The following is a 12,819-nucleotide window of genomic DNA, read 5'->3' on the forward strand; positions in this document are numbered from 1 at the left end:
GAATTAGGCTTTGACTTGCGTTACGGGCGGTACATTAATCCAGCCACGACGTGATAAACGTGGATCATTCTGTAAAAGAGCAAAGGTAATGTGGTCCTGCCACATTGCGTTGATTTTCAAATACCCTCGGGCTTTCCCCTCTTCCTGAAAACCAACCTTTTTCAGCACCGACTGGCTGGGACCATTATGTTCCAGACAGGCCGCTTCCAAACGGTGAAGCCCCAGATCATCGAAAGCATAATCAATCAGAGCCGACAGGATTTCGCTCATATACCCTTTACCCGCATGGGCTTCACCCATCCAGTAACCGATCGTTCCCATGTAGGCCGCTCCCCGACGAATATTCCCAAGGGTAATACCACCAAGCATAGTATTATCTTCACGTGAAAAGGCATAAAAGGTGTAAGCGACATCATTACGCCAATCCAACTTATAGGCCCGAAGCTTGTCCCGAAAAGACGATTTGGTCAGATTATCACTCGCCCAGGCAGGTTCCCACGGCGCAAGGAAATCACGGCTGGATCGACGTAGGTTGGCCCATTCCTTCCAGTCACCAGACTGGGGGGCACGCAGGTAAATTCGCTCGTTCATCAAGCGTAATTTCCGCATATCCCAATGGCTCATCCCACTTAGAAACATTAAGCAACAAACCTCTTTTGAAGTTGATCTTTGTTTTCCAGATTACCAAGAGGTCCCATTGCAGCAAGCGTCACAGGATTTTTCAAAAGCTGTTGCGCAAAGCCCTGAACCATCTTCACATCAACAGCATCAATTTTTGCAACGGTTTCTTCAACAGGAATGGCCCGATCAAAAATCAGGAGCTGCTGCGCAAGCTGTTCACAGCGAACACCAGTGCTTTCACGCCCCATCAAGATTGACGCTTTTAGCTGTGTTCTTGCTCTGACGATTTCTTCTTCAGTAACAGTTGAAGAAAGTTCCATCAGCATATCCGAAACAACCGGAACAAGTTCGCTTACTTCCTGTTCGCCAGTACCTGCATAGATACCAAAAAGACCATTATCCATGAAACTGGAAGCAAAAGAATAGATCGTATAAACAAGGCCGCGCTTTTCCCGGATTTCCTGGAACAGTCGCGAGGACATCCCACCACCAAACAGGGTCGAGAGAACATTGGCTGCATAATAATCTTGCCCGGCGAATTCAGCACCTTTAAAGCCTAGAAGCAAATGAACCTGTTCAAGATCCCTGTCTTCTCTGAATTCCCCCCCGGTATATTCAGACTGTGGCAAGGGAGAAAGATTGGCTTTTCCAAGGCCACTGAACTGCTCTTCAGCAAGTTTGACAAAGGTCTGATGATCCACATTACCCGAAGCACAGACCACCATCGTATCGCTACCATAATTGTCAGAAAGATAACTGCGAAGATCATCAGCACTTAAACGATTAACAATTTCGCCACGCCCTAGTACAGGGCGTCCAAGTGCTTGAGACGCAAAGGCTGTCTCCTGAAAGTGATCAAAGACGATATCATCAGGGGTATCATTTGCCTGGCCAATCTCTTGCAAGACAACATGCCGCTCTTTTTTGAGTTCACCTTCATCAAAAAGCGGTTTTTGTAAAATATCAGCAACCGTATCAAGTGCCAGAGGAACGTCGTTTTTAAGTACCTTTGCATAAAAGGCTGTGTTTTCCCGCGATGTATAGGCGTTCAATTGCCCACCAACGGCTTCGATCTCTTCGGCGATATCAAAAGATGTGCGTTTTTCCGTCCCTTTGAACACCATATGTTCAAGCAAATGGGCAACACCATTTACATCTGCACTTTCATTCCGCGCGCCAACGCCGATCCATGCACCCAGAGAAACAGATTCTACTGTGTCCTGTCGATCAGTTGCAACACGCAATCCATTGGACAGTGTAGAGATTTCAATCGTCATGATTAACTGTTTCTCCGTCGGGACAGAACCATATCTTTTAATTTGCTCAAGTCGTTTTCCATAACTTTGTATTGTTCTTCACGATCAAAAAGATCCGCCATATGTTCGGGTAATTCTGGAGTAACCCCAGAAGCTTTATGGACAGCATCAGGGAACTTCGCTGGATGCGCTGTCGCCATACAGGCCATAGCAGGCACATCATCTCGTACTTTGACAACAGCGGCAGCAACCGCAATCACAGAATGAGGGTCAAACAGCTCACCCGTTTGCGCATAGTACTTTTTAATTTCCGCAAGTGTCTGATCATCATCCAAACGGTAAGCATCGAACAGTCTGAGTGCTCGTTGATGACGCGCTGGTTCCAGATCAAAATTCCCCTTTTCGCGGAATGATGTCAAAGCAGCCTCAACAGCTTGACCATCCTGATCAAGCAAATCAAACAACAGGCGTTCAAAATTACTGGAAACCTGAATATCCATCGACGGTGACAGGCTCGGCTCAACCGGGTTCATTGTCATTGAACCTGTTTCAAAGAAACGGGTAAGAATATCGTTGCGGTTCGACCCAACGATCAACTGGGATACTGGAAGCCCCATTCGCCCCGCTGCATAGGCTGCAAAAACATTGCCAAAATTACCCGTCGGCACAGAAAAGCCAACCGGGCGATCCGGCGCACCAAGAGCAACACCTGCAGCAAAATAATAAGCAATCTGAGACATAATCCGTGCCCAGTTAATGGAATTTACCGCAGACAGGTTTACCGAATCACGGAAATTCTGATCATTGAACATCGCCTTCACATGATCCTGACAATCATCAAATGTCCCCTCAAGCGCAACATTGATAACATTGCGCGATGTTACGGTTGTCATTTGGCGTCGCTGTACTTCAGAAACCCGACCATGAGGATGCAAAATATAAATATCAATCTGATCCCGATCTCTACAGGCTTCAATCGCCGCAGACCCAGTATCACCGGATGTCGCCCCGACAATCGTGATTCGTTCACCACGTTTATTCAAAACATAATCAAAAAGGCGCCCAAGCATCTGCAAAGCAAAATCTTTAAATGCAAGCGTTGGCCCATGGAAAAGCTCCATAACCCAGATACGCCCATCTATCTGCTTCAAAGGGGCCACAGCTGAATGCCTGAAATCAGCATAGCTACCCTCGACAATCGCCTTCAAATCTTGGTCAGGGATAACACCAGCAACAAATGGTTTCACAACGCGAAAGACAATTTCCGTATAGGGCTGTCCAGCCATATCGCGGATTTCTTCTGCAGAAAACTGGGGCCAGCTTTCAGGAAGGTAAAGTCCACCATCCCGAGCCAGTCCGGCAAGGAGTACGTCGTCAAAGTTAAGGGCTTCTGCCTGCCCACGGGTGCTGATGTATTTCATGATTTCCTAGACCGTCACTTTTGTAACGAAACAAGCCCACCGGGCTAAAGCCAAAAACCTTACTGCGCCTATACCATAGCAGCAAGTAAGATCAATTTTACTATGGTTTTCTTCTGACAAGATCAAACATCAAGATACCGGGTCTTCAAATGTGCTTTGAATACCTGCGGATCCAGAGGATGTCCTGTGACTCTGGTCAATAATTCATCTGTTGTAAGGAATGATCCCCAAGCGTGAACATTTTCATTCAACCACCCCATAAGCGGTTTAAAATTCCCTTCCGCTAATGCAGAGGGAATTTCAGGTACAGCTGCTTTTGCTGCGGCAAACAACTGGGCAGCAGCCATCGCGCCCAAAGTATAGGTCGGGAAGTATCCCCAAGCCCCATCATACCAGTGGATATCCTGAAGGCAGCCAAGAGTATCATTGGGAGGGCGAATACCCAACAGCGCCTCTAATCCGTCATTCCATGCCTGTGGCAGATCTTCAAGCCCCATAGATCCCTTGATCAGTTCCTTTTCCAAACGATACCGCAGGATAACGTGGGCAGGATAAGTTACTTCGTCTGCATCGACCCGAATGAAGTCAGGCTTAACTTTATTATAGATGCGCTGCATATTTTCGGCTGTCCAGGCTGTTCCTTCCCCACTAAAAGCAGTCTTTGCTTTTCCGGCAACGAATGAAACAAATTCCTCGCTACGACTGGCCTGCATTTCAATAATAAGAGACTGGCTTTCATGCATTGTCATGCCGCGCGCAGAACCAACAGGTTGGAGACGCCAATCCTTTGGCAGGTTCCGCTCATACATCGCATGTCCGGTTTCATGAAGAACACCCATCAGCGACGTCATAAAATCGGCTTCATCATAGCGCGTTGTTATCCGGATATCATCGGGTACACCGCCACAGAAAGGGTGCAAACTCACATCAAGACGACCATGATTAAAATCAAAGCCCACAGCCTTGATCATTTCACGCCCGAGTTCCTCTTGCGCTTTTACAGAGAATGGTCCATCCGGCATCTCTGCTACCGTTTCTGATGCCTGTTTCTCCAGCACAGCCTGTGTAAAATCTGGTAGGAATGCGGCCAAGTCATCAAAAATTGCATCAATGCGAATTGACTTACCACCGGGTTCAAAATGATCCAGCAAGGCATCATAGGTATCGCAGTCAAAAAGCTCGGCTTTGATTTTGGCTTCTTGCTGGGTAAGATTAAGAACTTCCTTCATCGCAGGCAGGATCGAAGCAAAGTCATTATTTGGGCGCGCTTCACGCCAGATCATCTCGCAACGTTTACCAGCTTTGGTTTGCGCCTCGACGAAATCACCATCAAGTGCTGTCGCATGGCACCAAATACGCTGCATCTCGCGTAGATTAGCTAACTGCCAACCACCAAGATCCCCTTTACTCTCAAGAGCCTCAGCAAAAAGATCTTTCACTTCGTTGCTGGTCAGAATTTCATGCTGAACGCCACTCAAAGCCGCAAGTTGTTCCATTCTGGCTTCGGCACCACCGGTGGGCATTACCGTCGACATATCCCAGCCGAGAACACCGCTGGCTTCACCAATCGCGTTCATACGACGGAATTTTTTTTCAAGAGCTAAGTAAGCTGACATTTCACATTCCCAATCAGGCAACAAACCATTCATACGAAGAATAATTACAGTTTAGTCGTCTTCGCGTTTTTCAACAGGGCGATAATGATAGATGAAATAAATCACGGCAAGGATCAAAGCCATGGCATACCATGTAATCACATATTCCAAGTGATTGTTCACCAAAGCAATTCGTGTTTGCCCACCAAGGGGGTATCCCCCAGGATTGGCCGCAGGACCTGCATCAAGATAAACACTCATAACCGGATTAGTCAGGCCGGTTTGCTGGCTCATTTCTTTGATATCTGTATAGAACCAGAAGTTATCTTCTGGATCATTGACCGGGCGTACAAATTCATACCCCTTCCATCCGCCTACACGAAGAAGACCTTCAATTTTGACAGTTCCCTCAACTTGGCCTTCTGCTCGTAAGGCAGGGTCTTTGAAATCAGAAGGCACAAACCCCCGGTTGATCAAAATTTGTCTTCCATCTGTCATCGCAAAAGGCGTAATAATTTGAATCCCCAACTGCCGATCCAATGACCGCGCCCCCATGATAAGCTCTTTATCATGCTGGAATTCCCCCTCTACCCAGACATTAATAAATTCGTCTGCCTGTGGGTCCGCAATTTCACCAGGGTATGTTTCAATGAAAGAAATCGCCGAAGCAGAGGCGCGATCCGTGCGCAACACAATCTGTTCTTTTTTCCATTCCATACGCGATAATTGCCAAGTGCCTAGGGCAAGGGCAATCATGACAACGGGAATAGTAAACATCGTAGGCCAAAAAGTTGGCTGAAAACGGCGGGTTATGCCTTTAGTCATAATCGACAAATCCTGTGTCGCTGGCTTTTAATAGTAGTCGAGCGCCACCATAAGGCTTTTGCAAGAACAGAGCAAAGCGATTGAACCTATCTGGTAAGAAAAAACTCTCTTCAAGATACGTGAAATAGAAAGGTCGAAAATATACCCAGAACCATATTCGTACATAAAAAGAAGGCCGTGCCTTAACCAGTGAAATATGAATTCCACTCTGGTATCAGGCACGGCCTTCTTCTTTTAAACCGAAACTGTTTCAGGTTTCCCTGTTAGGGCAGACTTAGCCACCCCACCAGTAAACAGCAACAAACAGGAACAACCACACAACATCCACAAAGTGCCAGTACCAGGCTGCAGCCTCAAAACCAACGTGGGCTTCAGGCGTAAAGTGACCTTTTTTCGTACGAATGAGACATACAAAAAGGAAAATGGTACCAACAATAACGTGGAAGCCGTGGAAACCAGTCGCCATGTAGAAGGTAGAAGAATAAATGTCGTCGGTGAAACCGAATGCAGCATGGCTATATTCAAAGGCCTGAAGTGCCGTAAAGATCACACCAAGAGCCACAGTAATCATCAAGGCATGTACAGCCTGTTTCTGTTCACTGTTTAAGATCGCATGGTGCGCCCATGTCACAGAACAACCGGATAGCAACAGGATCAATGTGTTCAGGAACGGCAGATCAAAGGCATCAAATGTCTCAACACCAACTGGTGGCCACACGCCTCCGATAACTTCACTCGGGTAGAAAGCAGCCGTGAAATAAGCCCAGAAAAATGCCACAAAGAACATTACTTCGGACGCAATGAATAGCACCATGCCATAGCGCAAACCAATACGAACCACGGGAGTGTGAAGATGACGAACATAAGCTTCGTTCACCACGTCACGCCACCAGGCATACGCACAAATAAGAACCGATGCGATACCCGCATAGAGAACCATGTTTGTATAGTCATGCATCATCATGACAAGACCTGTCGCCATCAAACCGGCAGCAAAAGCTGTCAGCAACGGCCAAGGGCTTGGATCAACCAAATGATACGGATGTTTTACTTCGTCGTGCCCTGCACTCATGATATCCCTCTTAACCAGACGCTGTTGCGTATTGTTAATTGATCTCTACAACCGATTTATTTCCGGTGTCATTACCCAAATCACCCACGTCCATACTATCCTCTTCTTCTGTATCCCGGAAGAAAGTATAGGACAGAGTGATTGTTTTTACGTCACTGAGATTCGGATCATTCTCGATTTCCGGATCGACATAGAAGGTAACTGGCATGTCAACTTCCTGTCCCGGTAACAGAGTCTGCTCTGAAAAACAGAAACATTCTACTTTTACGAAATACTGACCGGCTTTAAGCGGCGTCACATTGAATGTAGCAACCCCCTTGACCTTATCATCAGACGTATTTTTTGCGCGATAAAACGCAATTCCTTCTTCCCCGACCTTAACATCAACCGCGCGCTGCGCGGGCTTAAAGTACCAAGGAAGATCCCCGTTCACAGAGGAATCAAACCGAATAGTCACATCGCGGTCTGTCACAACCAGATCGTCTGTCGCACCGACTTCAGAAACCTGCGTTGTTCCGCCATAGCCTGTGACCTGACAAAACAATCGATAGAGTGGTACGGATGCAAAAGCCAGCGCGACCATTCCACAGACGACACCGCCCAGGATAATTGCAACGCGTGCATTTTTACCACCAGCGACGGACATTCTATTTCAACCCCATCTTGACGATCGTAATAGTGTAAACCAATAGAATAAAGCCAATCAAAACACCCAGAATAGCCCAGTTACGGCGCTTTCTCTGCTTGTGAATTTCTTCGGAATTTTCCACAGTTTGATATTTCTGTGCTTTGTTCTCAGACTCGTTCATGGACATATCAACCACCAATCAAACTCAGGATGCCCGGTGTCCGATCAATGATCAGCACGGCAAAGAGAACAAAGAGATATAAAATCGAAAAGAAGAACATCTTGCGAGCATGACGGTCTTCTTCAGAACGTAGCACCTTGATGTTCAACCATAGGAAGTAAGAGCTCGCGATCAGTGCGACCGCGCCATAGAACAGGCCAGCAACATTGAAATACACTGGCGCGAGTACAACCGGGAAAAGGACAATGGTATAAACTAGCATCTGCCACTTTGTATTCTCACGACCGGAAACCACTGGCAGCATCGGAACCTTGGCAGCGGCGTAATCACCATCTTTATAAAGCGCCAAAGCCCAAAAATGAGGGGGCGTCCACATAAAGATAATCAGGAACAGAACAATAGATTCAATAGATACGGTTCCAGTTACAGCCGCCCATCCAATCATCGGAGGGAAAGCACCAGCTGCACCACCAATAACAATGTTTTGTGGCGTGCGACGCTTTAGGAACATCGTATAAACAAAAACATAAAAGCCACTGGCTAAAGCCAGAAGTACTGCTGCTGTCCAATTTACAGCCAAGCCCATAATCATCACAGAAAACAGACTAAGAATAACTCCAAAGCTCAAGGCAACGTCCGGCGCCATACGACCAGCCGGGATCGGGCGTTTTTTTGTCCGTGTCATGATCGCATCAATGTCGCGGTCATACCACATATTAATTGCCCCCGCGCCACCGGATGCAATCGCAATACAAAACAGGGCAATAATCCCGAGGAAAGGATGTATAGTGCCCGGAGCAACCATCAGACCAGAGAATCCTGTGAACACAACAAGGTACATGACACCTGGCTTCATCAAAGCCCAGAAGTCAGCAACCTGCGCAACGCCGCTTAAAGAAGCAGTATCCGTTGTTGTTGTATTTTCCATAGATGTATCGGTCACAAATTTACTCCTGATTAAATCCGGCCATTAGCATCGAATAATTAGATGATGAAATGGCCGGATCTATACTTAACTACCGTTATTTGATTTTTGGCAGCTCGTTAAAGCAGTGGAACGGTGGTGGAGAAGATACAGTCCACTCCAGCGTTGTTGCACTTTCGCCCCATGGATTATCTTCGACACGACGACCGAATTTCATTGTCCAGATCGTAAGAAGAACAAAGAAGATTGTCGCAGCAAAGGTAATGTAAGCACCATAAGAAGAGATCGCGTTGAAACCAGCATAGGCATCTGGATAGTCAACGTAACGACGTGGCATTCCCTGCAAACCAAGGAAGTGCTGTGGGAAGAAGATCATATTCACACCCACAAATGTCAGCCAGAAGTGAAGATGGCCAGCCCACGCAGGGTAGTCACGTCCAGACATTTTACCCATCCAGTAGTACATGCCAGCGATAATCGCGAAAACAGCACCAAGGCTGAGAACGTAGTGGAAGTGCGCAACCACATAATAAGTATCGTGCATTGCCAGATCCATACCGGAGTTCGCAAGAACCACACCTGTCACACCACCAACGGTGAAGAGGAAGATAAAGCCAAGCGCCCAAACCATTGGCACAGTAAAGCGGAGTGAACCACCCCACATCGTCGCAATCCACGAGAAGATCTTAATCCCCGTCGGAACGGCAATCACCAAGGTCGCTGTTGTGAAGTAAGCACGTGTGTTCACGTCCAGACCAACAGTGTACATGTGGTGCGCCCAAACTACGAAACCAACGAAACCAATCGCACACATCGCATAGGCCATGCCGAGGTACCCAAACACGGGCTTACGACTAAAGGTAGATATGATGTGTGAAATGATACCAAACCCAGGCAGGATCATGATGTACACTTCAGGGTGACCAAAGAACCAGAACAGGTGCTGATAAAGGATCGGATCGCCACCTTTGGCCGGATCAAAGAACGATGTTCCGAAGTTACGGTCTGTCAGTAGCATGGTGATCGCGCCACCAAGAACAGGCACAGCCAATAGCAACAAGAAAGCAGTTACCAGCATTGACCACACAAAAAGAGGCATTTTGTGCAAAGTCATGCCTGGCGCACGCATGTTGAAGATTGTTGTGATGAAGTTCACCGCACCAAGAATGGATGAAGCACCCGCCAGATGAAGCGCAAAGATCGCCATATCAACCGATGGCCCCGATTGTCCAAAGGATGAGAGTGGTGGGTAAACGGTCCACCCTGTACCCGCACCTTCCCCAACCAGCGCAGAACCAAGAAGCAGAAGGAACGCAGGAACAATCAACCAGAAGGAAATGTTGTTCATACGTGGAAAAGCCATATCCGGCGCGCCGATCATCAAAGGAACAAAGTAGTTCCCGAAACCACCGATTACCGCAGGCATCACCACAAAGAACACCATGATGAAACCGTGTGCCGTAACGACAACGTTCCACCACTGACCATTTGGTTCACCATCAGTCAAAAAGTACTGTACGCCTGGTTCTTGCAGTTCCAAACGCATGTAAACGGAAAATGCGCCACCAATCAAAGCAGCAATTACTGAAAAGACCAGATATAGAATGCCGATGTCTTTATGGTTGGTCGAACAGAACCAACGGGTAAAGAACCCCGGCATGTGATCATGGTCGTGATGGGCTTCAGCAGCAGTACCCATATCTCATATCCTCATTTCGTTTCTTTAAGCGCTTCTCTTGGCGCTATAACCGATTGAACGGCGAAATCTATCGAAGCTTCTCAGTTAAGCTGAGCAACCTGTACGGAACGATCGTCTTCAATCGCAGCAAATTCTTCCTTGGCAAAGTCGACCCATTTGTCGAACTCTTCCTTGGAAACAGCTTTGATCATGATCGGCATATAGGAATGACCTGTACCACAAATCTCAGAGCACTGACCGTAGTATGTGCCTTCAGCAGTCACCTCGAACCAGGTCTCATTAACACGACCGGGAACACCATCAAGCTTCAGCCCCATGGAAGGCATAGCGAATGAGTGAATAACGTCATCTGCGGTAACCAAAAGACGAACTTTAGTGTTAACAGGAACCACAATTGCGTTATCTGTTGCCAATAACCGTGGTTCACCAGGCTCAAGCTCATCCTCAGCTTTCATATAAGCGTCAAATGTAAAATCGCCCTGATCTGGATACTCATAAGACCAGTACCACTGTTTACCAATGGCTTTGATCGTCATCTCGGTGTCAGGATTACTGTCCGCCGCATAAAGAATCTTGAACGAAGGTATCGCGATTATCACCAAAATGATAACCGGAACAGCCGTCCAGATAATTTCAAGAAGCGTATTATGACTTGTTTTTGATGGCACAGGGTTTCGTTTCTCTGAGAAACGGAACATCACGTAAAGCAAAAGAAGCAGAACAACCACACAAACTGCTGTAATGATATAAAGCAGAAGATCGTGAAATTCTTCCAATGCAACAGCTGTCGGAGAAGCGGCATCTTGCAGACCAAGGCCCCACTCAGTTGGCTGAGAGGCGTGACCAGTAGCAGCCAAACCGCCGAACAGTGCAACAGCACTAATTAGATAGGCAATCCGTTTCAGAAACGTCATGTACTCAACATCCTGTTTTTTTTATTTCAACTTTTGATCCTGAATTGATCAGGATCAAAGTATCTTCCCGATTCCAGGACTAATATGCAGAATGGATAATTCTGACATCAGCCGGACTCCAAAGTTATTCTGGCGCAACCTACCCTATTGAAACCCGTGAGGACAAGCCCCAGATATAGAAGAATTGCGCATATTAGACCCTTTAAGCTACCAAAAGATAAACGTTAAGTGAATTATAGCCTTTCCCGAGAGACTCGTCCTCGGGTTGCGACCTTATGACGCAGTGTGCTTTTTACCGCATGAATCTGCGCTTCATATCCTGAACTACAGATCTAATCCTAACTTTCCTGCTCAACTATTTTGCGAACACGGCGCACCCCTAACCATAAAGTGGTGACCACAAATGGAATGGATACAGCCGCAACAATAGATGCGTTTAGATCGACTCCGATTGTCTTGATGCCTTTGGCTAAATAGTAAATCAAACTAACGACATAATAGCTGATCGCAGCCACGGAAAGGCCTTCGACAGTCTCTTGCAATCGCAACTGTATGCTTGCCCTTTTATCCATAGACTTTAGAAGCGCAGAGTTCTGTTCTTCCAGTTGAATATCAACACGCGTTCTCAACAACTGCCCTGCGCGAGCCACTCTTTTGGATAGTGTATCCAAACGTAATGCCATCGCCTCACAGGTTCTCATTGCAGGTGTCAGGCGCCGATCAAGAAAACTTTCCATCCGTTGAAAGCCATCCATATTCCCTTCTTTCAACTTCAAAATTCGCTGCCGAACCAGCTCATGGTATGCTTTTGAAGCAGAAAATCGATAGTTGGTTGCCGCCGCTGCCTGCTCAATTTCCGCAGACAATTCCGTCAACTCACTCAATAGTTCTTTTTCGTTATCCACATCACGCTTGTCAGTCATACGCGTTGTAATATCTTTGAGCACACGCCCCGCCTTTGCCAAGCGATCACCATATTGTTGCGCCAAAGGAAGAGAGAGAAGAGCCATCATCCGGTAGGTATCAATTTCAAGCAACCGCTGAACGGCACGCCCTATTTGCCGAGGCTTAAGACCATAATCCTTGATGAGTATCCTGCCATAACCATCTTCATTAATACTGAAATCCATCCAGACCGCGGCCAATCCGCCTCGTAGTGTACAGGCAGAAAGATTCCCTGTGGGAAAGAAAGCAACCTGTTCTTGCATCGTGCGCTCAGGGGCATCATGCCCTTCAAGCTCTACGTGGACACCAACCAATCGTTGCCCTGGCACGGCATTAAGCCAATCCACTGGAACCAGTTCTATTGCTGTTTTCGAGAAGGGCTCATGATATGCGTGCTTTGTCTGTGTACCTGTAGGTGCCGTATCGTATTGCTTTCGATCCGGGTCTTTTCTGTTGCGAAAAAAAGTGTAGGTGGAAAACTCTGTGTGACGCTCCCACACCACATAAAAGTGGCCAAGATCTGCCATAAAGTGTTTTGTTCCCGGCGCGGGTGCTGCCACATTAAAACGCTGACATAACAACCCAACATGGGCTCTTTCTTCTTCGGCTTTGTCCTCTCCTGATAACATTCCTATATGTGTGATAGTTTCCGGGCCAGTAAGCTGGGTAAATGGCCTTGCATGTAACTCGTTACATAGCTCAACCCGCAAGGGATGATCGCGCAACATTTTTGTTCC

General features: G+C 47.0%; 12 protein-coding genes. All 12 read right to left on the reverse strand.

Annotated elements, in window-relative coordinates; genetic code table 11:
- Positions 1–3: 3 nt before the first annotated feature.
- Entirely contained in the window at positions 4–639 is a 636-nt protein-coding gene (locus D9A03_RS13490) for a GNAT family N-acetyltransferase (RefSeq protein WP_120497750.1), read from the reverse strand.
- Positions 639–1,898: a pitrilysin family protein gene (locus tag D9A03_RS13495; RefSeq protein WP_120497751.1), complete on the reverse strand. Its 1,260-nt coding sequence runs from the start codon at positions 1,896–1,898 to the stop codon at positions 639–641. Before D9A03_RS13495 ends, D9A03_RS13490 begins: the two co-directional genes overlap by 1 nt.
- 2 nt (positions 1,899–1,900) lie before the next feature.
- The gene (gene thrC / locus D9A03_RS13500; RefSeq protein WP_120497752.1) at positions 1,901–3,298 is read right to left on the reverse strand and encodes a threonine synthase; all 1,398 of its coding nucleotides are present in this window, start codon (positions 3,296–3,298) and stop codon (positions 1,901–1,903) included.
- Between the two features lie 122 nt (positions 3,299–3,420).
- The gene (locus tag D9A03_RS13505; RefSeq protein WP_120497753.1) at positions 3,421–4,914 is read right to left on the reverse strand and encodes a carboxypeptidase M32; all 1,494 of its coding nucleotides are present in this window, start codon (positions 4,912–4,914) and stop codon (positions 3,421–3,423) included.
- 51 nt (positions 4,915–4,965) lie between these two features.
- Positions 4,966–5,718 carry an SURF1 family protein gene (locus D9A03_RS13510; RefSeq protein ID WP_120497754.1) on the reverse strand — a complete coding sequence of 251 codons (753 nt, stop codon included), beginning with the start codon at positions 5,716–5,718 and terminating at the stop codon, positions 4,966–4,968.
- A 274-nt stretch (positions 5,719–5,992) separates the two neighbouring features.
- A complete protein-coding gene (locus D9A03_RS13515; protein ID WP_120497755.1) occupies positions 5,993–6,790 on the reverse strand; it encodes a cytochrome c oxidase subunit 3 in 798 nt (265 codons plus the stop codon).
- 34 nt (positions 6,791–6,824) lie between these two features.
- Positions 6,825–7,436 carry a cytochrome c oxidase assembly protein gene (locus D9A03_RS13520; RefSeq protein WP_120497756.1) on the reverse strand — a complete coding sequence of 204 codons (612 nt, stop codon included), beginning with the start codon at positions 7,434–7,436 and terminating at the stop codon, positions 6,825–6,827.
- A 1-nt stretch (position 7,437) separates the two neighbouring features.
- The gene (locus D9A03_RS19780; RefSeq protein WP_162938145.1) at positions 7,438–7,605 is read right to left on the reverse strand and encodes a hypothetical protein; all 168 of its coding nucleotides are present in this window, start codon (positions 7,603–7,605) and stop codon (positions 7,438–7,440) included.
- Between the two features lies 1 nt (position 7,606).
- Positions 7,607–8,527, reverse strand: coding sequence for a heme o synthase (gene cyoE, locus D9A03_RS13525; protein ID WP_120497950.1), 921 nt, complete (start codon positions 8,525–8,527; stop codon positions 7,607–7,609).
- A gap of 94 nt (positions 8,528–8,621) precedes the next feature.
- Positions 8,622–10,223 (reverse strand): cytochrome c oxidase subunit I, encoded by a 1,602-nt coding sequence (gene ctaD / locus D9A03_RS13530; RefSeq protein ID WP_120497757.1) that lies wholly within the window; start codon positions 10,221–10,223, stop codon positions 8,622–8,624.
- 80 nt (positions 10,224–10,303) lie between these two features.
- Positions 10,304–11,137 (reverse strand): cytochrome c oxidase subunit II, encoded by an 834-nt coding sequence (coxB, locus tag D9A03_RS13535; protein WP_120497758.1) that lies wholly within the window; start codon positions 11,135–11,137, stop codon positions 10,304–10,306.
- A gap of 338 nt (positions 11,138–11,475) precedes the next feature.
- Positions 11,476–12,810 (reverse strand): DUF3422 family protein, encoded by a 1,335-nt coding sequence (locus D9A03_RS13540; RefSeq protein WP_120497759.1) that lies wholly within the window; start codon positions 12,808–12,810, stop codon positions 11,476–11,478.
- Between the last annotated feature and the right edge of the window lie 9 nt (positions 12,811–12,819).

Origin of the sequence: Kiloniella sp. EL199, assembly GCF_900313065.1 — a bacterium.
GTDB lineage: Bacteria > Pseudomonadota > Alphaproteobacteria > Kiloniellales > Kiloniellaceae > Kiloniella.